This is a genomic window from Acetomicrobium sp. S15 = DSM 107314, assembly GCF_016125955.1.
In the GTDB taxonomy this organism is placed as follows: Bacteria; Synergistota; Synergistia; order Synergistales; family Thermosynergistaceae; genus Thermosynergistes; species Thermosynergistes pyruvativorans.
On the sequence record NZ_JADEVE010000388.1, the window covers coordinates 21,671 to 42,578 of the forward strand.

20 protein-coding genes, 3 tRNA genes and 1 other annotated feature are annotated in these 20,908 nt (G+C 52.5%); of the genes, 21 read left to right on the plus strand and 2 right to left on the minus strand.

Going from position 1 to position 20,908, the window contains the following annotated elements; all coding sequences use genetic code 11:
* Nucleotides 1–290 precede the first annotated feature (290 nt).
* The 8 genes from mgtE (at nt 291) to EZM41_RS11355 (ending at nt 5,815) form a co-directional block, all read left to right on the plus strand.
* Nucleotides 291–1,649 carry a magnesium transporter gene (mgtE, locus tag EZM41_RS11320; RefSeq protein WP_198471176.1) on the plus strand — a complete coding sequence of 453 codons (1,359 nt, stop codon included), beginning with the start codon at nt 291–293 and terminating at the stop codon, nt 1,647–1,649.
* 70 nt (nt 1,650–1,719) lie between these two features.
* The gene (gene secE, locus EZM41_RS11325; RefSeq protein WP_198471177.1) at nt 1,720–1,908 is read left to right on the plus strand and encodes a preprotein translocase subunit SecE; all 189 of its coding nucleotides are present in this window, start codon (nt 1,720–1,722) and stop codon (nt 1,906–1,908) included.
* Between the two features lie 77 nt (nt 1,909–1,985).
* On the plus strand, nt 1,986–2,528 hold the full coding sequence (nusG, locus tag EZM41_RS11330) for a transcription termination/antitermination protein NusG (RefSeq protein ID WP_198471272.1): 543 nt from the start codon (nt 1,986–1,988) through the stop codon (nt 2,526–2,528).
* Between the two features lie 46 nt (nt 2,529–2,574).
* Nucleotides 2,575–3,000, plus strand: coding sequence for a 50S ribosomal protein L11 (gene rplK / locus EZM41_RS11335; RefSeq protein ID WP_198471178.1), 426 nt, complete (start codon nt 2,575–2,577; stop codon nt 2,998–3,000).
* A gap of 51 nt (nt 3,001–3,051) precedes the next feature.
* Nucleotides 3,052–3,762 (plus strand): 50S ribosomal protein L1, encoded by a 711-nt coding sequence (gene rplA, locus EZM41_RS11340; protein WP_198471179.1) that lies wholly within the window; start codon nt 3,052–3,054, stop codon nt 3,760–3,762.
* Nucleotides 3,763–3,925, plus strand: a sequence feature (ribosomal protein L10 leader region).
* Between the two features lie 70 nt (nt 3,926–3,995).
* Nucleotides 3,996–4,532 (plus strand): 50S ribosomal protein L10, encoded by a 537-nt coding sequence (gene rplJ / locus EZM41_RS11345; RefSeq protein ID WP_198471180.1) that lies wholly within the window; start codon nt 3,996–3,998, stop codon nt 4,530–4,532.
* Nucleotides 4,533–4,560: 28 nt separating this feature from the next.
* Nucleotides 4,561–4,950: a 50S ribosomal protein L7/L12 gene (gene rplL, locus EZM41_RS11350; RefSeq protein WP_198471181.1), complete on the plus strand. Its 390-nt coding sequence runs from the start codon at nt 4,561–4,563 to the stop codon at nt 4,948–4,950.
* Nucleotides 4,951–5,158: 208 nt separating this feature from the next.
* Complete coding sequence (locus EZM41_RS11355; RefSeq protein WP_198471182.1) at nt 5,159–5,815, plus strand: endonuclease V; 657 nt, start codon at nt 5,159–5,161, stop codon at nt 5,813–5,815.
* A gap of 19 nt (nt 5,816–5,834) precedes the next feature.
* Here the strand turns inward: EZM41_RS11355 and dcd are convergent, their stop codons facing one another.
* Together dcd and EZM41_RS11365 are read right to left on the minus strand one after the other, a co-directional pair.
* Nucleotides 5,835–6,428, minus strand: a complete 594-nt coding sequence (dcd, locus tag EZM41_RS11360) for a dCTP deaminase (protein WP_198471183.1) — start codon at nt 6,426–6,428, stop codon at nt 5,835–5,837.
* On the minus strand, nt 6,412–7,314 hold the full coding sequence (locus tag EZM41_RS11365; RefSeq protein WP_198471184.1) for a hypothetical protein: 903 nt from the start codon (nt 7,312–7,314) through the stop codon (nt 6,412–6,414). The genes dcd and EZM41_RS11365 overlap by 17 nt, the downstream gene beginning before the upstream one ends.
* A gap of 75 nt (nt 7,315–7,389) precedes the next feature.
* Here EZM41_RS11365 and EZM41_RS11370 point away from each other — a divergent pair, with 75 nt between their 5' ends.
* From EZM41_RS11370 to hpt, 13 genes are all read left to right on the plus strand, one after another.
* A complete protein-coding gene (locus EZM41_RS11370) occupies nt 7,390–9,810 on the plus strand; it encodes a homocysteine S-methyltransferase family protein (RefSeq protein WP_232619339.1) in 2,421 nt (806 codons plus the stop codon).
* The gene (metF, locus tag EZM41_RS11375) at nt 9,807–10,718 is read left to right on the plus strand and encodes a methylenetetrahydrofolate reductase [NAD(P)H] (protein WP_198471185.1); all 912 of its coding nucleotides are present in this window, start codon (nt 9,807–9,809) and stop codon (nt 10,716–10,718) included. The genes EZM41_RS11370 and metF overlap by 4 nt, the downstream gene beginning before the upstream one ends.
* Nucleotides 10,715–11,581, plus strand: a complete 867-nt coding sequence (locus EZM41_RS11380) for an amidohydrolase family protein (RefSeq protein WP_198471186.1) — start codon at nt 10,715–10,717, stop codon at nt 11,579–11,581. The genes metF and EZM41_RS11380 overlap by 4 nt, the downstream gene beginning before the upstream one ends.
* A 29-nt stretch (nt 11,582–11,610) precedes the next feature.
* Nucleotides 11,611–12,723, plus strand: coding sequence for a homoserine O-acetyltransferase MetX (gene metX / locus EZM41_RS11385; RefSeq protein ID WP_198471187.1), 1,113 nt, complete (start codon nt 11,611–11,613; stop codon nt 12,721–12,723).
* Between the two features lie 66 nt (nt 12,724–12,789).
* Complete coding sequence (locus EZM41_RS11390; protein WP_198471188.1) at nt 12,790–14,010, plus strand: M20 family metallopeptidase; 1,221 nt, start codon at nt 12,790–12,792, stop codon at nt 14,008–14,010.
* An 86-nt stretch (nt 14,011–14,096) separates the two neighbouring features.
* Nucleotides 14,097–15,488 carry a YfcC family protein gene (locus tag EZM41_RS11395; protein ID WP_198471189.1) on the plus strand — a complete coding sequence of 464 codons (1,392 nt, stop codon included), beginning with the start codon at nt 14,097–14,099 and terminating at the stop codon, nt 15,486–15,488.
* A gap of 111 nt (nt 15,489–15,599) precedes the next feature.
* Entirely contained in the window at nt 15,600–16,970 is a 1,371-nt protein-coding gene (locus EZM41_RS11400) for an amidohydrolase family protein (protein WP_342449312.1), read from the plus strand.
* Between the two features lie 8 nt (nt 16,971–16,978).
* Entirely contained in the window at nt 16,979–18,169 is a 1,191-nt protein-coding gene (locus EZM41_RS11405; protein ID WP_198471190.1) for a M20 family metallopeptidase, read from the plus strand.
* A 151-nt stretch (nt 18,170–18,320) separates the two neighbouring features.
* Nucleotides 18,321–18,407: transfer RNA gene (locus EZM41_RS11410), tRNA-Leu, on the plus strand.
* A 261-nt stretch (nt 18,408–18,668) separates the two neighbouring features.
* A tRNA-Met gene (locus EZM41_RS11415) sits at nt 18,669–18,745 on the plus strand.
* Nucleotides 18,746–18,747: 2 nt separating this feature from the next.
* Nucleotides 18,748–18,824 (plus strand) — tRNA-Met (locus tag EZM41_RS11420).
* A gap of 114 nt (nt 18,825–18,938) precedes the next feature.
* Nucleotides 18,939–20,342, plus strand: coding sequence for a tRNA lysidine(34) synthetase TilS (gene tilS / locus EZM41_RS11425; protein WP_198471191.1), 1,404 nt, complete (start codon nt 18,939–18,941; stop codon nt 20,340–20,342).
* Nucleotides 20,339–20,893, plus strand: coding sequence for a hypoxanthine phosphoribosyltransferase (hpt, locus tag EZM41_RS11430; RefSeq protein ID WP_342449313.1), 555 nt, complete (start codon nt 20,339–20,341; stop codon nt 20,891–20,893). Before tilS ends, hpt begins: the two co-directional genes overlap by 4 nt.
* Nucleotides 20,894–20,908 lie beyond the last annotated feature (15 nt).

Genomic DNA, 20,908 nt, shown 5'->3' on the forward strand with positions numbered 1-20,908 from the left:
TGGTTGTATCCCGCCTCTTTTTCCTTGGCTTTGTGTGAATCTGCACCAGATTCCAACCTGCATTTGCGAGGAGATGGAAATGGTAAGCAGCGATGGTCCGAGTAGTTTAAGCGTGCTTTCTAACAGCGTAAGAAAAAGCTCGGACACCGGAACGGCCTAATCCCCCTTCCTCTATTGCCCGCCTCCGGTGTCACGCCTTGGGGTGCGGGCCCATTTTTTTAATCAACTGTAGGCCCACCCTTATGTCGATTTTGCTTAGATCAATCTTGTACTCCAAGTGGGGTGATGTTATGGAGGAGCGCTGGCAGGAACTTGTGCCTAAACTTCAAGAGCTCTTGGCCAGAGGGGATTATATGGCCATCAAGCGCCTGTTGTCGAGCATGGAACCTCCAGACCTCGCCGAAATGTTAGATACGACTCCCCCGAGGACGCGTGTCCTCCTCTTCAGGTTGCTGCCTAAGGATTTGGCTATAGAGGTATTCGAGCACTTAGAGGGTTCGGTTCGCGAGGAGCTCTTAGATCATTTTACTGACAACGAAATCGCAGAGATCATCGAGGAAATGTCCGATGACGATCGTACTGCGCTCTTTGACGAACTGCCGGCTAAGACGGTGAAGAAACTCCTCCTCAAGCTGTCACCTGCAGAAAGGGACATTGCCAACGAGCTCTTAAATTACCCCGAGAGCTCCGCAGGGCGGATAATGACACCCGAATTTGTGGACCTTAAGGAATATATGACGGCTGAGGAAGCTGTAAGGCGCATACGCCAGCAGGCGCGAAAGAAGGAGACAATATACACGTGCTTTGTGATAGATAGAGAGAGGCGGCTTTTAGGGGTCGTGAACTTGGAAGATCTCATCATGGCCGAGCCCCAAACTCCAGTGCGCGCCATAATGAATCCCGATCCAGTTTGTGTTCGCACCGATACGGACCAGGAGGAAGTAGCTCGAATCATGGCCAAATATGACCTTCATACTATACCGGTTGTGGACAAAGAAAACAGACTGGTCGGCATCATCACGTTTGATGATATAATGGACGTCCTTGAGGAGGAGACCACTGAAGATTTTGAGAGGATGGCCGGCATCCAGCCTATAGAAGAGGGATACTTGGATACGGGTATTTTTACGCTGACTCGTAAACGCCTCCCGTGGCTTGTGATATGTGCGTTAATGGAGACTGTAAACTCCTTCGTTTTGCAGAGGTATTCTATTGAGATCCAAAGTGTTGTAGCTTTGGCTTATTTTATACCATTGCTTATAGATACAGGCGGCAACGTCGGAGCTCAATCGGCTACGCTTATGATAAGAGGTATGGCGGTAGGCGAGATCGATTTGCGCGACCTCTGGAGAGTGTTTGTCCGTGAGGTGTTTATCGCTTTGCTCTTGGGCGGCGTTTTAGTTGTGTTAGTCATTGCCAGAGCTTTTATGCTCAGTACAGGTCCAGATATAGCCCTGGTTGTGGCTTTAGCGTTAGTCTTTGTGGTGTTGTTGGGTAATTTGGCCGGGATAGTGTTACCCATAATCGCCAAGTTTTTTCGAGTCGATCCGGCCGTTATGTCAGGCCCATTTATAACTACCATCGTAGATGTGTGTGGGCTTATCATATACTTTAGGATCGCAAGATTTGTGTTGGGTCCATCTTTATAAGGTCTAAAAGAGTTGCCAATTGTTTCCACCTATGATAATCTTTTGCTGTCCCACAAGGGAGGCTAACGGGGTGAAGAAGTTGATGGCCTTTATTCGTGAGGCTAGAGCCGAACTTAAAAAAGTCACATGGCCGAGCAGGCAACAGGTGTGGTATTCTACGCTCATAGTGATAGGCGTTACCCTCCTGGTGGCCGCTTATTTGGGCGTAATAGATGTTGTCTTGACCGCCTTCTTCTCAAAAGTTATGAAATTGGGATGATGACTGATAAAATGAGGCGCAATATGGAACTCGCCGAACAGGAGGTGAGGGAGTCAGAAGAGGCTCCCTTGTCGGCGATGAAAGAGAAGCCCGAGCGTCGATGGTATATAGTGCAAACCTACTCAGGTTATGAAAATAGGGTTAAGGCCAACCTCGAGCAGCGCATAGCTTCTATGGGAATGGGAGATAAAATTTTCAACGTCCTTGTGCCCGTAGAAGAGCGCATATATGTTAAAGGCGGCAAGGCAAAGCATCAGAGGAGAAAGGTCTTCCCAGGCTATGTTTTGGTCGAGATGATCCTCGATGATCAGTCGTGGTATGTCGTGAGACATACGCCCGGCGTTATGGGTTTTGTGGGCACGGGAACCAATGCCGTGCCGCTTTCTGAGAGGGAAGTCAAGGATATCTTGGGGAGATTAGACAAAGAGCAGATCAAACCGAGAGTTGAGATAGATCTGAAGCCGGGCGATGTCGTCCGAGTCAAGAGCGGTCCTTTTGAGGGTCAAGCGGGGCCTGTCGTGGAAGTTCTTCACGATAAAGGGAAGGTTAAATTTTCCGTATCGGTCTTCGGAAGGGAGACAGCGGTAGAGGCGGATTACAGCGAACTCGAGAAGGTATAGCTGAAGGACGATCTTTGGTTTAAGCGGTTATGGAGGGAAGTAAAAGATGGCTAAAAAAGTGGTAGCGCAAATTAAGCTCCAGTTGCCTGCTGGCAAGGCTACTCCGGCTCCTCCGGTTGGGCCGGCCCTCGGGCAGCACGGCCTCAACATCATGGAGTTCTGTAAGCAGTTCAACGCTAAGACGGCTGATCAGCCGGGCATGATTATACCTGTAGTGATCACCGTGTACGGCGACCGAACTTTCACGTTTGAGCTCAAAACCCCCCCGGCCAGCGTGCTCTTGAAGAAAGCATTGGGCATAGAAAAGGGATCGAGCGAGCCCAATAGGGTCAAGGTGGGCAAGGTGACGAGGGAGCAGATCAAGGAAATAGCCCAGACCAAAAAGGGAGATCTTAACGCGACCGACATTGAAGCCGCTATGAGGATGATCGAAGGGACAGCGCGCTCGATGGGAATTGAGATATCAGAGTAAGCAATTGTGGCAGGGTAAAAAACCCGTTACGACCACTGGGAGGTTGAAAATATGGCAAGGGTGAGTAAGCGTTATGCTTCTCTCTTGGAGAAGGTGGACAGAAACAAGTATTATAGCCTCAAGGAGGCTGCGCATCTCGTCAAAGAAACCGCTACGGCCAAGTTCGACGAGAGCGTGGAGATGCACATCCGTTTGGGCGTGGACCCTCGCCACGCCGAACAGCAAGTGCGAGGGAGCATAATTCTCCCCCACGGCACGGGCGCTACCAAGCGAGTTCTCGTCATAGCTTCTGGAGAAAAGATGAAGGAAGCTCAAGAGGCTGGAGCCGACTATGTGGGTGGCGAAGATGTGGTGCAGAAGATCGAAGGAGGATGGTTAGACTTCGATGCTGTCATCGCAACGCCCGACATGATGCGCGTCATGGGAAGGGTCGGACGCATCTTGGGCCCCAGAGGCCTCATGCCCAGCAGCAAGGCTGGCACTGTAACGCTCGACGTCGCCGATGCTGTGAGGGAGATTAAGGCTGGGAGAGTCGAGTTCAGAGTGGATAAATTTGGGATAATTCATAATGCCATCGGGAAAGCGAGCTTTTCCGAGGAGGCGCTCTTCGACAACGCAAAGGCATTGCTGCGGGCCGTTTTGAGAGCGCGCCCGTCGGCTGTAAAGGGACAATATGTGCGAAGCATTGCCTTGAGCACGACCATGGGTATTGGCATTCGCGTCGATCCTTTCACCGCTCAAAAGGAGTTAACAGAACAGTAAATTAAATATAGTTTTGGACTACAGACAGTGGGTGCCCGAAACGGGGCTTAAATATTTGCCCACCGAGGTCCGCAAGCTCTAACGGCACACCAATGTTTTTGGGATTTTGGTGTCTTTGGGCTCTTGGGCCTCATACAGGTTCAGGAGCTTTTTTAATTTTGCCGCCTTTGTACAATGGGGCTTTTGGTCTTTTGTGCGGCTTGGGACGCAATCTATGAGTAGGAGGTGAAAACATGCCATCGCAAACTAACGTGGAGCAGGTAGCGCGCCTGAAAGAGTTGCTCTCGGACGTCTCGGCGGTCTTTGTGAGCGAATATAGGAGTTTAACGGTCTCACAGATGACAGAAGTTCGTGCCAAGCTCCGTGAGGCTGGGGGTGAGATGAAGGTGGCCAAGAACACCCTCATGCGCATCGCCATGAAAGAAGCGGGTCTCCCCGTCGTCGAAGATATGACCGCAGGTCCTAACGTTTATACTGTGGCCCATGGAGATCCCGTAACGGTTGCAAAAGCTCTCCTGGAGTTTTCTAAACAAAAGGGGAATGAGGCCCTTTCTATCAAAGGAGGAGTCTTGGGGAAGAAAGTCTTGAGCGCAGCGGAGGTGGAAGCTCTCAGCGCTCTTCCGCCGCGAGAGGTGCTTTTGGGGCAACTCCTCGGAGCCATCGGCTCTCCGCTTTACGGGCTAGTCAACGTGCTTTCTGGCTCAGCGAGAATGTTGGTAACGTGTTTGAACCAAATTAAGGTGCAAAAAGAAAAGGCTGCTACGGCCTAAAAATTTCCAGTCAGGAGGGTAATTTGCGATGAACAAAGAAGAGATCATTAAGGCTATCGAAGAAATGACGGTTTTGGAGCTTTCGGAGCTCGTAAAGGAGCTTGAGGAGCGCTTTGGCGTGTCTGCTGCTGCTCCGGTAGCCGCCATGCCAATGGTCGGCACCCCGGGTGTGGCTGCTGGCACGGGAGCGCCAGCTGAGGAAGAAAAAACCGAGTTTGACGTGATCCTCAAAGCGGCAGGCTCTAACAAGATAGCGACCATAAAGGTCGTAAGGGAACTCACAAGCCTTGGGTTGAAAGAGGCCAAAGAGTTGGTAGACAACGCGCCCAAGCCTGTCAAAGAAGGCGTCTCGAAGGAAGAGGCCGAAGAGGCCAAGAAGAAGCTCGAAGAGGCTGGTGCTGAAGTAGAGATTAAGTAGGCTGATTTATCAGATCGCCCAAGGTTTGTTGGGCGATCTGATATTTAGACTTATGCGCGATATGAGACGTAAGAAGCGCAAAACAGTTCACTCTTACGTGTTTGTACTTATGTCTCGCGGTACTTCTCGGCACTCGCGTACCAGGGCAGGCGCGCAGTTTCGGAATCTTACCTGGAAGCCTCTGGCTTCATTCAGGGGGGTTCACGAGATGGTTTCTTACGAAGAAGCCGTTACATTGCAAAAAGAGCTGGCCAAAAAGATCCGCGTAGCGCAAAATCCAACTATAGGCTACGCAAGTCTGTTCGGCGGAGCGGACGTGGCCTATGTCCCCAGAAAAGGGAAGGCTGTAGCCGCCGTTGTAGTGTGGGACCTAAAGGAGCGCCAAATTGTAACTGCAGCTTCGGCCGTTTTGGATATTTCCTTCCCCTATATACCAGGCCTGCTCTCTTTTCGCGAGCTTCCGGTCCTGCTTGAAGCGTGGGGGAAGCTAAAAGATAGACCCGAGGTGTGGTTGGTAGACGGAGCGGGAATAGCTCACCCTCGGCGACTTGGCCTTGCCTCTCACTTTGCCCTTGCTACAAAAGAGAAGTGCGTCGTGGGCGTTGCCAAAAGTCGCCTCGTGGGTGCCCATCTTCCAGTGCCGCACACCAAGGGTTCCTGGGTGCCGTTAGTCTTCGAAGGCGAGGTGGTAGGAACGGTGCTCAGGACTTCAAATGGCGTCCGCCCGCTATATGTGAGCCCCGGCAACGAGCTTTCCATAATCCAGGCGGCTTCGGTCGTCCTCCGTGCCTGTACTCGCTACCGCTTGCCCGAACCGACGCGCCTGGCCCATGCGCTCGTCACGAAGTTGAGAGGAAACCTCTGACATACCTCATCAATATCCCTCAATATTCATCTTTATCGGAAAGCCATGAAAGCTCCTCGTCGCGATGGGCCTTGCTGGCCGTGGCGCGCGTGTCGAGGGCGTATTTCCCTTCGTAGGGAGGGGCAGGTTCGTTCAGGCGGTGAAATACCAGTTGAGCTACGCGCGTTCCGGGATAGAGTACGAGTGGGACTTCTCCCTCGTTTACGAGCTCCAGAGTGATGGAGCCTCGGAAGTTAGGGTCGACAAACGTGGCTGTCGCTATGACGAGACCAAGCCTTCCCCATGAAGAACGCCCTATGACGTAAGCCATCACGTCGGAGGGGAGCTTAAAGAATTCCAGCGTCGAACTCAAGGCGAACTGGCCGGGATGGAGTACGAATACGTCACCGTATTCGAGCCGCGCGCGATCGTAGTAATCGGCTATGGGGTGGCGCGATCTTCCGGCGTCGAGCGAAGGGACGTATCCGCGTCGAAACAGGACGAACTCGAGCCCCAATCTCACGTCGAGCGAAGCCCTCCCTAACTGTCTTTTGATATCCAAAAGCGGCGTAACTACGAGGTCGCCGCTCTCGAGCATTTCGACGATTTCTCTGGCACTACAAACGCCTTTCATGTTCGCTTTTCCTCCTGTTATATGTGGCTACGAATATGCTGGCATCGCAAGCGAAGGCTACGAGTTTTTCAATCTCTTCAAATCCTCCGGCGTGACCGCTGCTTGAAAGGTATGCGCAGACCATAAGCCCAGCAGCCAAGACGGAGGCTATTTCTACGGGACCTTCCCCTCTTTGGCATGGAGGGAGGCCCGATAAGAGCTGTGATGAGGCCCAGCAAATTTGCTCCCACGGCCATAGAGCGATGTCTTCATCTTCGAGCCAGACAGTAGTGGATGGCTTTACGAGATTCGACTCGATCCAGTTTTTAATCCCTTCATTCCACGGGAGCGCCGAAGACGAAGCCCAAGAGTAACTGATCCTCGGCCAATTCCCCTCTTCTATAGCCAAGGCTGGAGCGAGGAGAAGGCTCCCCCTCCTTGCTCGGTCTTCACCTTCGAGAGACCAGGCGATATCCAAGAGACGGGCCAGTGACGTGACGTCGAGCGGCGAATCGTGCACCGTAGGTTCTATCGGGATGAGTAGATGTTTGCTTCCCTTCGGCCACCACGGCCAAATGGAGGTCATGTGCTCGTGAAAGGAAAACGGTGCGTCTATGTACGGCAGAGCCAGACAGTTAGCTGACGGACCGTATAAGCGAAGGAGCCGTGATGGCCAATACATAATGGGCTCCTCAAGGGCTTTAAGTACCCGATCCAAGATGGTCAGGCTATCTGAGGTTGGAGGAAAGCTCTCTAAGCACCCCTCCGTCACCTCAATTCCTTCCTCTATCTCTTGAAGAAACCCCCTATAGCTTTTGGGAATGTTCCTTTCTTCTAAGAGATTTTTGAGCCTCGCCTTAACGTGAAACCATAGGAGATCTTTTTGGAATTTCTGTTCTCTTTTCAACAGCGCACCCCCTTTTAGGACATTTTATGCTATTGTATTTTTTCATGGAACACGAATACGGAGGTGAACCACCAATTGTCGCATCTGAATTTGCGAACCTGGATCGCCGAGCACGGGTGCCCTGTCGTATTGGATGGAGCTATGGGCACGCTCCTTCAAGAGCGGGGGTGGAACCCGCCGGCCCTGCCCGAGGAGATGAATTTGACTTCTCCAAAAATCGTAAGGGACATACACGCAAGTTACGCCGTGGCTGGAGCGAATATCGTAGAGACGAACAGTTTTGGGGCAAATCCGATAAAACTTGCCTCTCGAAACTTAGACGGAAAGGCGAGAGAGATAAACGCCATCGCAGCGTCGCTTGCCAAAGAGGCCGCAGGTGATCGTCTTTTGGTGGCCGGCTCTGTCGGGCCGTTGGGGTCGCTGGTCGAACCCTTGGGGGAACTTTCTTTTGAGGACGCCGTGTCTGCCTTTAAAGAACAGATCGCCGGGCTTGCCGAGGGTGGTGCGGACTTCATCCTTATAGAGACGATGATCGATTTGCGCGAGGCCAAGGCGGCGGTGCTTGCGGCTAAAGAAGTTGCTCCTTGCCTCCCTTTCGTCGTGAGTTTCACTTTCGAAAATAACGGGCGCACGCTCACCGGCACGCCTCCTGAAGTAGCGGCTCACTGGGCGAGGGCCATCGGTGCTTCGGCGGTCGGCGTAAATTGCGGGAGTGGTCCGGAGGAGTACATAGCCGTTGTAGATTGCTTGGCCCATCACGCGGGCATTCCGATATTCGTCTATCCGAACGCCGGGCTTCCTGGATCGCAGGAGTATTGGGATCCGGAGAGATTTTCGCGTGCCGGCAGACATCTAGTCGAAGCCGGGGCTTCCGTTGTCGGTGGGTGTTGCGGCACCACGCCCCAGCACATAGAAAGCCTTGCCAGGGCCATTCGCACCCTTTCTCTGCCCCATATAAAAGAGATTCAGGGCTCGCCGCTTTGCAGCATCTCCCGGCTGGGCCTGGCAGGTGCGGAGTACCCCTTGCTTGTGATAGGCGAGAGGATAAACGTCTCCAGGCCTTCTGCTTTGAGAGAAGAGGTTTCGCGATACGAGTGGAACGTTTTGAAGAAGGAGGCGCGCGAACAGGAGGAAGCCGGGGCCCACGCGATAGACATTAACGTAAGCCTTCCGCAGATCGACGGCTCTCGTGCCATGAGAGAGGCAGTGTTGGCCGCCGAAAGCGCAACTATGCTGCCGCTATCGCTCGATAGCGATAATATGGACGCGATCGAGGCGGGGCTTCGCATCGCTTCTGGCATACCGCTGATCAATTCCGTCACCGCCAAAGGAGAAAGCCTTGAGCGGGGCATAGCCTTGGCGGCAAAATACGGAGCCTGCCTTGTGGTTCTCCTTCTGGATGAACGGGGTATCTTAGAAGATGCGGATAAAAGGATCTCTGTGGCCAGAAGGGTGTGCGAATGCGCCGACGCCCTCGGCTTTCCCAGGAAGCGACTCTTCCTTGACGCCTTGACCCTCTCTGTCGGTTCTGATGACAATGCTGCGCGAGTTACGCTCGAGACCGTAAGGCGCATCAGGTCTTTGGGGGCTTGCTCTATTTTAGGGATAAGCAACGTCTCTTACGGCTTGCCGCAAAGACCCTTAATCAACAGGACGTTTTTGGCTATGGCGATGGCTGCTGGGCTGGATGCCGTGATAGCCGACCCTTTGGATTCGAACCTGATGGAGACGATCGCTGCGGGAAATTTGTTGGTCAAGCGAGACAGAGGTGCATCGGCGTTCATCGCCTTCGCCTCGCGCGGGAAAGGCAAAAAGGAAGAGGATACGACAGGAAAAGAAGCGATCCCGCAGGATCAGATGCTCCGCGCGGCGATCATACGAGGTGAAGAGGATATGGCTTCCTCCCTTGCGTCCGCACTCATAGGATCGGGCATGCCTTCGATGAAGTTGATCGACGAGGTGCTCGTACCGGCGTTGAACGTAGTGGGAGAACTGTACGAGTGCGGTGATTACTTCTTGCCCCAGCTCATGAGTTCGGCCAAAGCGGCTCAAGCCGCCTTAGCTGCGCTCGAAGAGGGTTTTTCTGCTGGCGAGAAATCCTTGCAAAAGGGGACGATCGTAATGGCTACCGTAGAGGGAGATCTGCACGACATAGGTAAGAACCTCGTCGCTCTGGTCTTGAGGAGTCACGGCTATAACGTGATCGACCTGGGCAAAGATGTGCCTCTGGACGCGATTTTAAAATGTGCTACGGATGAGAGAGCCGATGTAATCGGCTTATCTTCGTTGATGACCACCACGACCAAGGAGATGGCGCGGGCCGTCTCTGCCGTGAGGGAGAAGAAACTTCCTTTTCGCGTCATAGTAGGAGGTGCCGCCGTGACAGAGGAGTTTGCCAAGCATATCGGGGCGGATGGTTATGCGCCCGATGCCGTCGGGGCTGTTAAACTTGTGGAGGCCCTCTTGAGCAATGTCGGAAGGGGGGAAGGAAAGTGAAAATAAAAGACCTTTTTTCCGAGAGAAGGCCTGTCATTTCCTTTGAGATATTTCCACCGAAGCGAGATCTTCCCATAGATGGCATATATGCCACCATAGAAGAGCTGAAGTCGCTGCAGCCTGACTTCATAAGTGTTACCTATGGGGCCGGAGGTTCGACGAAAGAGAGGACTGTCGAAATCGCGTCATCCATCCGAAACGTCTATGGCATAAGGGCGCTGGCCCATCTTACCTGTGTGGGTACGTCGAAGGAGGAGGCCGATTTGATCTTAAAAGAGCTCCTTTCGTGCGGCGTAACCGATGTCTTGGCGCTCAGGGGCGATCCGCCGGCCGGCATGGATATAAATTCCGTTCCGAGGCATTTCCGATATGCTGCTGATCTCGTGGCGCACATAAGACACGTCTACGGCGATGCCTTTTCGATAGGGGGGGCAGCCTATCCGGAAGGGCATGTCGAGTGCGATGATATAGAAATAGGTCTCCTTCATTTGAAAGCCAAGGTAGAGATGGGCGTCGATTTCCTGATCACACAACTGTTCTTTGAAAATGAGGACTTTTACAGGTTCTTGGAGAAGGCGAAGAGCATCGGGATAAAGGTTCCCATATCGGCCGGCATTATGCCGGTGGTCAACAAGAAACAGATAGAACGCATTGTAACGTTGTGCGGCGCCTCTATACCGCCCAAGCTGGCGCGCATCCTTTCCAGATATGCCGATGCTCCTGAAGCCTTGGAGGACGCGGGTGTGGCCTATGCTGTAGACCAGATAGTGGATCTGCTTTCGAGCGGTGCGGATGGAGTTCACATATACACGATGAACCGCCCGTGGGTGGCGCGCAGGATAATGGAAAATATAGCCAGACTCTTGAGAGAGTTGAGAAAACCGAAGGAGAGGGTCAAAGTGTCGTGAGGGGTGCGATAGATTGTCACGTTCACGTTTATCCGCCTGAGGTCATAAGGGATTGGGAGCGTATAGCTCAGAGGGAACCCTACTTTAAAACGCTTGCCTCTGGAAAAATTCACCGCTGGGCGACGGCGGAAGATGTACTGCTTCAGATGGAAGCAGACGGCATAAGCGAGAGCTGGATCTTCGGCTTCGCCTTTTCGGACCTGGGGCTGTGCAAACTTTGTAACGATTACGTCATCGAATCGATAAGGACCTCTTCAGGTAAATTGAGGGGGCTTGCCGTGGTGCCTCCCTTGGCCCCGGGGAGCGCGCGAGAGATCGAGCGATGTCGCGAAGAGGGACTTGTGGGCGTCGGCGAGCTGTTTCCCTTGGGTCAGGGCTTTGACATTTCAGACAAACGCCAGACATGGCGCTTGGCCGGGATGTGTCACGAAATGGGACTCTTTCTCCTTGTCCATGTGGCTGAGCCCGTGGGCCACGATTATCCGGGCAAGGGAAACGTGGGGCCTAAGGAGTCCTTTGGCTTTTGCTTCAACCATCCCGAGACAACAGTCCTCTTTGCCCACTGGGGTGGAGGGCTTTGGCTTTATGAGCTGATGCCGGAGGTAAAGTTGGCCTTGAGCAATGCCTATTACGATACCGCGGCGACGCCCTTTTTATACGGGGCCAAAGCCTTTGACGCTGCAGCGGGCGCAGGCGTCCTCGATAAAATCCTTTACGGCAGCGATTATCCCATTCTGAGCACTGAACGCTACATAAGGTTGCTTGAGGGAAGTTCTCTTACCGAGAAAAACAAAGAGGCCGTTCTCAAGCGCAATGCCGAGAGGTTGCTCCAAGGCATTAGAGCAAGCGATAGACGGAAATAAATAGCGATAGCGGGAGGAAACGAAAGCGGTTGGATCATACGGGAGGCGTTTTGGAAAAATTGGGCGCCGTTGAAATTCCGGAACTCGTCCTCGAATCCGGAAAGAAGCTGGTCGGTGTCAGACAAATCTACGCGCAGTACGGCGAACCATCCCCAGCGTGCGACAACGTGGTATTGGTTTGCCATGCCCTCACAGGCAGCCACCATGTAGCCGGGAACGATGTCGAAGGGCTTCCGCCTGCGTGGTGGCCAAATCTCGTAGGACCTGGCAAAGCCATAGATACGTCTTCTCTTTGCGTCGTCTGCTTCAACTTCTTAGGGAGTCCATACGGCAGCACGTCGCCCGCGAGCATAAATCCCTCCACCAGGCGCCCCTATGGCATGAGCTTCCCGGTGTTTTCGGTGCGCGATATGGTGCGCGCTCAAGCTGCTGCTCTTCGCGAGCTCGGCGTCAGGCGCCTCGCTGCCGTCGTCGGTGGATCTCTTGGCGGCATGCAGGCGCTCGAGTGGGCCGTGATGTATCCGGAGATCGCAGAACGTGCCGTTGTCATAGCAGCCCCTCTTTGTCTTTATCCCCAGGCGATAGCCTTCAACGAGGTTCAAAGGCAGGCCATAATGGCCGATCCGGAGTGGAAGGGCGGAGATTATTACCCTGGGCCCGGTCCGGAGAGGGGTTTGGCCGTGGCAAGGATGCTCGCCATGATCACGTATCGCAGCGAAGCCGTCTTCGTGAGGCGCTGGATGCGCCAGCTCGCTTCGGGCCAGCCGTGGGAGTGGAACGGTCGCTTTAAGGTCGAAAATTACCTTCATTACCATGGTGAGGAATTGGTCCGCCGATTCGATGCCAACTGCTACATCTACCTCACGCGAGCCATGGATCTCCACGATGTGGGCGAAGGGCGCGGAGGAGCGGAGTCTGCTCTGTCCAACTTCTCTGGCAAGCATCTTTTGGCTATAGGCATCACCAGCGATTGCCTTTTCCCAACGTGGCAAGTTGAGGAAATTTCGACAATTGGCAAGAGCGCCGGTGTAAAGACATCATACGATGAGATCGAGAGCGAGAACGGCCACGACGCCTTTCTCATAGATGTCGATCAATTGGACGACATACTGCGCGAATTCTGGGAAAGGACCGACCTATAGACGAAAGCATGCGTTATTATATTTTTAAACTGCTGAGAGATTGAAATCCACTTAGGAGGTACGGCGATGTCCTTTGAAAAGAGACTTTCTTCCGCGTTGGACGAAGGCGAGATCGTTGGCCTCGTGAGCGATCTTGTCAGGATTCCCAGCCACAAAGCTTGTAAAGATAGAGAACGGAAGGTGGCGGAATTCATTTTCCGGTTTTTTGGGGAGAACGGCATCGACGCTGAGTTAATTCCCATCATCGATGAACGGCCAAATGTAATCGCTCGTATTCGAGGTACAGGTGGAGGTCTAACGCTTATGCTGAACGGTCATACCGACACAGTGCCACCTTATGGCATGGATGATCCTTACAGCGGTGCTGTCAGAGAGGGCCGAGTTTATGGCCGCGGCAGTTGCGACATGAAAGCTGGTCTTGCTGCTATGATGTGTGCCTTGGTGGCGCTCAAGCGCGCAGACATCTCCCTCTCTGGTGACGTGGTTTTTACGGGTGTCATCGACGAGGAATTTAAAAGCGAAGGAACAGAAGCAGTCATTCAAAGTAACTTATCGGCCGACTATGCCATAGTCGGCGAGCCTACGGAACTGTCGGTGGCGCTGGGTCACCGTGGGCTGGAATGGATCGACATAGTCTTCGAAGGCCGGGCTGCCCATAGCGGAAATCCAGAAAAAGGCATTAACGCCATATCTAAGGCTGCAGCCTTTATTCGGGCGGTGGAAGAGCAACTCCTGCCGCGCTTGGAGAACCGGACTCATCCTGTGGTTGGCAAATCAACCCTGAACTTTGGTACCATTCACGGCGGAGATCAACCGAGTAGCGTGGCTGGCCACTGTGTTTTGCAGCTCGACCGACGGTATACGCCGAACGAAAGCCTGGCACAAGTGTTTAAAGACTTTGAGGACATCATCCAAGATTGCCATGCCTTAGATCCATCCTTCAAAGCCTCCGTGGTTCGGAATATGGATAACATGGCGACGATGGACCACCTTCCGGTTTTTCTCGAGGAAGACCATCCCCTCGTAGCGGCATTAGTCGAGGCTCATGAACGCGTCCATGGAAAACCGGCGGCACTTTCGATCAAGTCAGGATGGACAGATGCTTCTCTTCTTCAAAATTATGGAAGAATTCCAACCCTCAACTATGGCCCAGGATCACTGGCACGAGCCCACACGGAGTTGGAGTATGTCGAGATCGATCACCTAAAGCCCGCTGCTCTGGTCTACGCCCTTACGGCGGTTAAACTTTGTGGGCCTGCCGCAGAACGTGATAAAAAGGGGAGGTGATTTCCACGGGTGTGACCTTTTGACGCAGAAAAGGCAATTCGAAATTTGATCGTTTTTGAGGAAATTTGAGGAAAGGAGAGAGATTAATGACAGCGGAACATAAGTCGAAGGTACCGCATACATTTGTTTTGCTTTTTGCCTTGATCGTCCTTGCTGCAATTGGCACCCATGTCCTTCCTGCCGGTCAGTTTGATCGTGTGAAAGATCCGAACACGGGGCGGACTGTGGTCGTTGCAGGTACGTACAAACATGTCGATCAATCTCCTGTGGGTTTTTTCGACACCTTCGTCGCAGTACAGGAGGGAATGGTCGATGCTGCAGAAGTGGTCTTCTTCATTTTTCTGGTGTATGCATCGTTCTATGTCGTCCTTCAGACGGGAGCATTGCATTCGCTCATCGGTTTTCTCTTACGGGTGCTCAAAGGCAAAGAGGCGATTATGATCCCGATTTTCATGTACCTCTTTGCCTTGGGCGGCTCTGTCTTTGGAATGTTTGAAGAGACCTTTGGGTTCATTCCGCTCTTCGTCGGTCTTGCCATAGCGATGGGATATGATGCGATTGTTGGCATGAGCATGGTCTCCCTCGGAGTGGCCATGGGTTTTGCGGCAGCTTTTATGAACCCCTTCACGGTTGGTTTGGCTCAGAAGTTCGCTGAGTTGCCGCTCTTTTCTGGAATGGGCTTTCGGATAGCCAGTTGGTTTGTGTTTGTTACCATGGCTGTGCTCTGGACAATGCGATATGCTGCAAAGATCAAAAGAGATCCCACAAAAAGTGTGATGTATGGCCTTGATGTTGGAGTTCTGGCTCTCGACCGCAGCGAGCTCATCGTCAGACGTTTTCAAAAGCGGGATGTAGCGATCCTAAGCCTCGTGTTGGCTTTGATCGTGCTCCTGATTTGGGGTGTTATCGTTAAAGGCTGGTATTTTAATGAACTGGTAGGGTTGTTTATCATTATGGGTGTCTCGGCTGGCGCTATTGCCGGTTGGGGGCCCAGTAAGATTGCCGTGACATTTCTGGAAGGTGCCAGAGACATCACTTTTGGAGCCCTCGTAGCCGGCCTTGCAAGGGGAATTCTTGTAGTTATGCAGCATGGAAACATCATCGACACAGTTATTTACGGGATGGCTCAACCACTGTCGGCCTTCCCAAATTGGGTGGCGGCTGAGGGGATGCTTATCGTGCAGACATTGATAAACTTTTTCATACCCTCCGGTTCTGGCCAAGCTGCGGCGACGATGCCAATCATGGCGCCCCTCTCGGATCTTTTGGGTATAAAGCGCCAGGTGGCTGTACTTGCTTACCAATATGGAGACGGTTTTTCAAATATTCTCTGGCCGACAACGCTTTTGCCGGTTATCTGTAGCATTGCTAAGGTCCCCATCGAGCGATGGTGGCGGTACTTTGTGCCCTTTTTCTTAATTCTGATTCCAGTGCAGATGATTTTCATTGCCATAGCTCTGGCGATCGGCTATCAGTAGAGCAGAAATTATTGCTCAAAGAGAAGGGTCTAAGACCCTTCTCTTTTTCTGTCGAGAACGTAGGCGAATCGCCTTGCCATGATGAGCAAAACAAGAAAGGAGCATATAACAGTGAGAGAAGCGCAATGGGATATCCTGATACAAGATGGTCTGGTCGTGTTTCCAGACGAAAAGGCGATGCGAAACTGTTCGGTCGGCATCTCGAGAGGTAAAATCATTTCAGTGGGCGACCTCAAACGGTCGGCACAACGAGTGATCGATGCCACAGGATGCATCGTTTCGCCAGGATTTATCGACATTCACATGCACAACGAAGAGCGGGAAGATCCCTTTACTGTACAACAATCTCTCCTTCTGCAAGGCGTGACGACTGCCCTTGCCGGCAACTGCGGCAGCGGCCTTTTTATTGACGAATATATGGCCATGATAGATGTGCCGTACATGAATCTGGCACTTTTGACCGGACACAACCGCCTTCGAGAAGCCGTGGGTATCACCGATGTTTACAAGGAAGCCGATAGACGAGAAATAGCCGGTATGTGTCGGCTTCTCGATGGAGAACTCCGGAAGGGCTCCTTTGGGCTCTCCTTTGGGCTCGAATATGCTCCCAATACGTCGAAGCGGGAAATTCGGCAGCTGGCGGAGGTCCTCACCGACTTCGATCGCAGGCTCATTTCGGTCCATATCCGCTGCGACGGCTCAGCGTGCGTCGGCGCTGTGCAAGAGATGATCGATCTGGCGAAGGAAACGGGTCTTCGAGTCCAATTATCGCATCTTGGGAGCATGACCGCTTTTGGCGCCTCGCAAAAGGTTCTCGATATGATTGATCGGGCTCGTCTGGATGGCGTCGATATTCGCTTTGATACCTATCCATATGCTGCATTTTGCACCTTCATCGGATCCCCCGTCTTCGATCCAGGGTTTGAGAAGCGCTGGAATAAGGGGCTGGAAGCCCTTGAAGTTGCTTCTGGTCTATACAAGGGGCGACGCCTTGACGAACAGCTTTATGCACGACTCAGAATAGAGGAGCCAAGGACACTTATCGTTGCCCATGTGATGGATGAGGATGAGATGCGTATCTGTTTGCGACATCCGCTGGCAGCTCTCGCTTCCGATGCTGTCTTACACGAAAAGAGTGGACATCCTCGTGTGGCGGGAGCCTTTCCGAGAGGGATTCGTTGGCTAAAAGACGATGGTCTGTCTTGGCCTGAAACGCTTGCGCACGCAACGACCATTCCTGCCGAGGACATGTGGATAGAGTCTGGGCGTATTGCTGAAGGGGCGCCAGCGGATTTTGTTATTTTTGACCCAAGTCGCTTAGTTGATCGAGCGACCTTTGAAGATCCTCTTCTTCCTCCTGATGGAATTGAATACGTCATTGTGGGTGGTCAGGTTGTCGTAGAAAGAGGAATTATCAAGGAACCCAGGCGTGGGGCGTTCCTTTTGCGACCCATGTCTCTGTCATCTATAGAAGAGGTGTGAACGAGATAATGCAAGATTGCGAATACGAGAAAAGTCTCTTTAGGGCGATAGAGATCCTGTCGCCTAAGGCGATAACCCTTAGTGATGACCTTGCCGCGAATCCAGAGCTTGGAAACAGGGAGTTTAAATCGAGCAAGAGACACGTGGAGCTCCTCCAGGAGGCTGGCTTTGAGATCGAATATCCCTTTGACGGTATCGAGACGGCCTTCAGGGCGCGCAAGGGCAAAGGCAACACAAAAGTGGCCCTCTTGGTTGAGTACGATGCCCTTCCAGATATTGGTCATGCCTGCGGTCACAACGTTTCCGGTGCCATGTCTACGCTTGCAGGGTTGTCTTTGGCGACGGTTATCGACGAATTCAATGGGGAAATTCAAGTGATCGGCACTCCGGCGGAGGAGACTGCTGGAGCTAAGGTTGCGATGTCGAAGGACGGTATTTTCGATGACCTCGACTTGGCGCTCATGGTTCATTCCAATGGTGGTGCCTCCTTTGTCTGTTATGAAAGCCTTGCTATGGATGCCTTGGAGTTTAACTTCACAGGGAAGGCCTCTCATGCTGCTTCTTCACCTTGGGCTGGGAGAAATGCCTTGAACGGCGTGCAGCTTCTCTTTCACGCTATTGACATGCTCAGGCAGCATGTATTACCCGAAGTTAGAATGCATGGCGTCATTTCCGGTGGAGGTGAGGTGCCGAATATCGTACCCGAACGGGCCGTGGCGAGGTTTTATTTTAGGGCAACGAAGCGATCCATCCTCAATGAAGTTGTTAGGAAAGCTCAAAACTGCGCCAGAGGCGCAGCCCTTGCTACGGAAACAGAAGTCCGATGGGAAAATTTTGAGCCCAGTTTCGATGAGATGATCCCTAACAGCCCCGCTGAAGAAGCAATGGAGGAAATTATGCGTAAATTGGGGGTGGAACTGTCGATAAGCTCAGGCCCACGAGGCTCTTCGGACATCGGCAATGTCAGTCATCGTTGTCCGGCCCTTCAGCCCATGCTCGCCATCACATCGGAACCGCTCGCGCTTCACACCAGAGAATTTGCAAAGGCGACGACGAGCGAGGAGGCTCACAAAGCCATCGTTACTGGTGCTAAAGCCCTTGCTGTTGTAGCTCTCAGGATGTTTATTGACGAGGATCTACGGAAGGCGGTACGGAAAGCCTTTGAGACAACAAAATCGGAAGCAACTGAACGAGCGTGAAGGGATCGATCCGCTTTGGCTCTTTTGCCTGTTTTGATGTATTGCATGATGCGATTTCACTAATGACGGTTACCCCCTCTTTTGATTTTTAGGTTAGGAAAACCGTGTGCTTGACGGTGTGTTGTGGGCACTTTATAATAATTTTTGCTATGCCGGGCTGGCGGAAGTGGCAGACGCACGGGACTTAAAATCCTGTGGACTTAGGTCCGTGCGGGTTCGATTCCCGCGCCCGGCACCAATGCAGACTCTGCCTGTATTTGTCGTTCAGGCTTGCTAAAATATAAGACCTTGCGACCATAAACAGAAAACAGATGTCCTTTCGTCGCCGGCAAAAGTGGTTAAGAGAGAAGATGACGTAGTTTTTGTTCCATTCTGTGAGATGGCCCCTGAAAAATACTACAAAAATTAGCGCAGTCTCAGGAAAATTTGCGTGTTGACTATACCCTTGTGGCCGTGCTAATATATACGCGCCATGTAGTGCCGACGCAGTTGTGGAAATCGCGGGGTGGAGCAGTCAGGTAGCTCGTCGGGCTCATAACCCGAAGGTCGCAGGTTCAAATCCTGCCCCCGCAACCAATGGCGGTGTAGCTCAGGTGGCTAGAGCATGCGGTTCATACCCGCAGTGTCAGTGGTTCAAGTCCACTCACCGCCACCATCTTTGTTGCAACTTATATTTTGGATTGGGCGGGAGTTACGGTTCCTGCCCATTTGTTGTATTAAGATGGCCCATTCTATAACTCCCTTGCGAAAAGTAGGTTAAAATTAGGATGTGAAGGAGAGAAATATAGGCAATAAATTGCTATATCGTTGCCGCCAGCGGCTCATGGAAAGCGGCGAGCGTCAGGAGTGGTGGAAAGACGAAGGCCCGATGCTTGTGGCTGTGTCGGGAGGGGGTGACTCTGTTGCGCTCCTCTGGTTGCTCAAAGAATTTTGGGGTGGGCAGATCGCGGCAGCGCACTTAGAACATGGCATCCGCGGCGACGATTCCAAAGACGATGCAAGGTTCGTTGCCGAGCTTTGTTCTCAATGGGGTGTGCCGCTTATTATGGAGTCTGTCTCCGTGCCTGAGCTGCAGCGTCCTGGCGAGGGACTCGAAGCGGCGGCCAGAAGGATCCGCTACAGTTTCTTGAGAAGAGCGATTAAAGAGACGGGCGCTAGATGGATAGCTCTGGGGCATACCAAAGATGATGTGGTGGAGACCGTTTTGTTTAACCTCTTTAGAGGCAGCGGCATTTACGGATTGGCTGGCATTCCCGAGAGGAGGGGTGAGTTGGTGAGGCCCCTCATAGAGATGCGGAGGGGTGAATTGCGAGAGCTTCTCAAGGAGCACTCCATTCCATGGCGCGAAGACTCCACGAATCTCGACGTTCGTTACTCGCGAAACCTCATCCGCAACGAACTCGTCCCGTGGCTCGAAGAAAGGCTTAATCCCAACGCCTGTGAACACGTAGCTGCCCTCGCTGCAGAAGCCTTCGCCTGGCGTAAGGTGCACGATGGCCGTTGTGACGCAATTCTTGAGACGGTTCGAGCGGAGCTTCCTTTGTCGTTCGTAGCCTGGAGGAGGGCTGCCGCCTTGGCTTTGGTGAATGAAGACGTTACGCTGTCTTCTCTTGTGCGACGCGAGGGAATGTGCTTAGGTCTTAAAGCACTGAGCCGCGGCAGGACAGTGGAGCTGGCCTCGCTCATCGAAAAGGGAGGGATATGGCGATTCCAATGGGAAAAAGACATAGAGGTGTGCGGTTCTTCATCGCACATCGCTTGGGTTCGGCGGGATGTGTTAAAAGGCGGCCCTGCGCCTCTTTATGTGTCTATCGGCGAGGCTCTGTCGATGAGGATGCTCCAGTGGGGGCCGTGGCGGTTCATTTTTGAGGAAGCGCCACTGGAGGCCGCACCGCACGTTGGAACCCATCAAGCTAGGATCTGCTGTAGATCAAAAGATGAAACCGTGATGGTGGCGCCCGTGCGTCGTTTCTGCGATATAAAACATCTCAACACCTTCGTCCCATGGTGGCTGGAGGCATGGTGGCCAATCTTATCTATAAGTAGTACAATAACTTATTGGATGCCGCTTTATGGCGGTTGCCATGAACCTCAAAATGCATCAGGGCCGAGAATGAGCATTTGTGTGGCTTGCACTGTCGAAGAGGAAAGGCAATCCGTCAGGGGGGAATGATCAGGTTGTCCTTTGAGCTGGACAGGATGTTAATCTCAGAAGAGGCGCTTCAGTCTCGCGTGAAGGAATTGGCTTCTCAAATATCAGCCGATTTCACTAACAAAAAGCTCGTGGCAGTGGCTATACTTAAAGGTGCAGTAGTCTTTTTGGTTGACCTGATGCGATGCCTTGATCCTTCTGTAGAACTTCACATTGACTTCATGGCCGTTTCGTCGTATGGGGCTTCGACTCAGTCAAGTGGGATTCTCAAGATTACGAAGGATTTGGACGTTGACGTCAAAGGTGAAAACGTCCTCTTGGTCGAGGATATAGTGGATACAGGGTTAACCCTGTCTTACCTTGTGAGGCTGTTGCAGGAAAGAGAACCGTCGAGTCTTAAGGTGTGTGTACTCTTGGATAAGCCTGATCGCAGGGAAGCAGAGGTGCAGGTGGATTATTGCGGGTTTTCTATACCGAATGAGTTTGTTGTGGGATATGGGTTGGATTGCGCCGGAATGTGGCGCAACCTCTCTTCTATATATGTAGTGAAGGAGAGAGGCGAGCTTGCATGAAATGGTCACCTATGT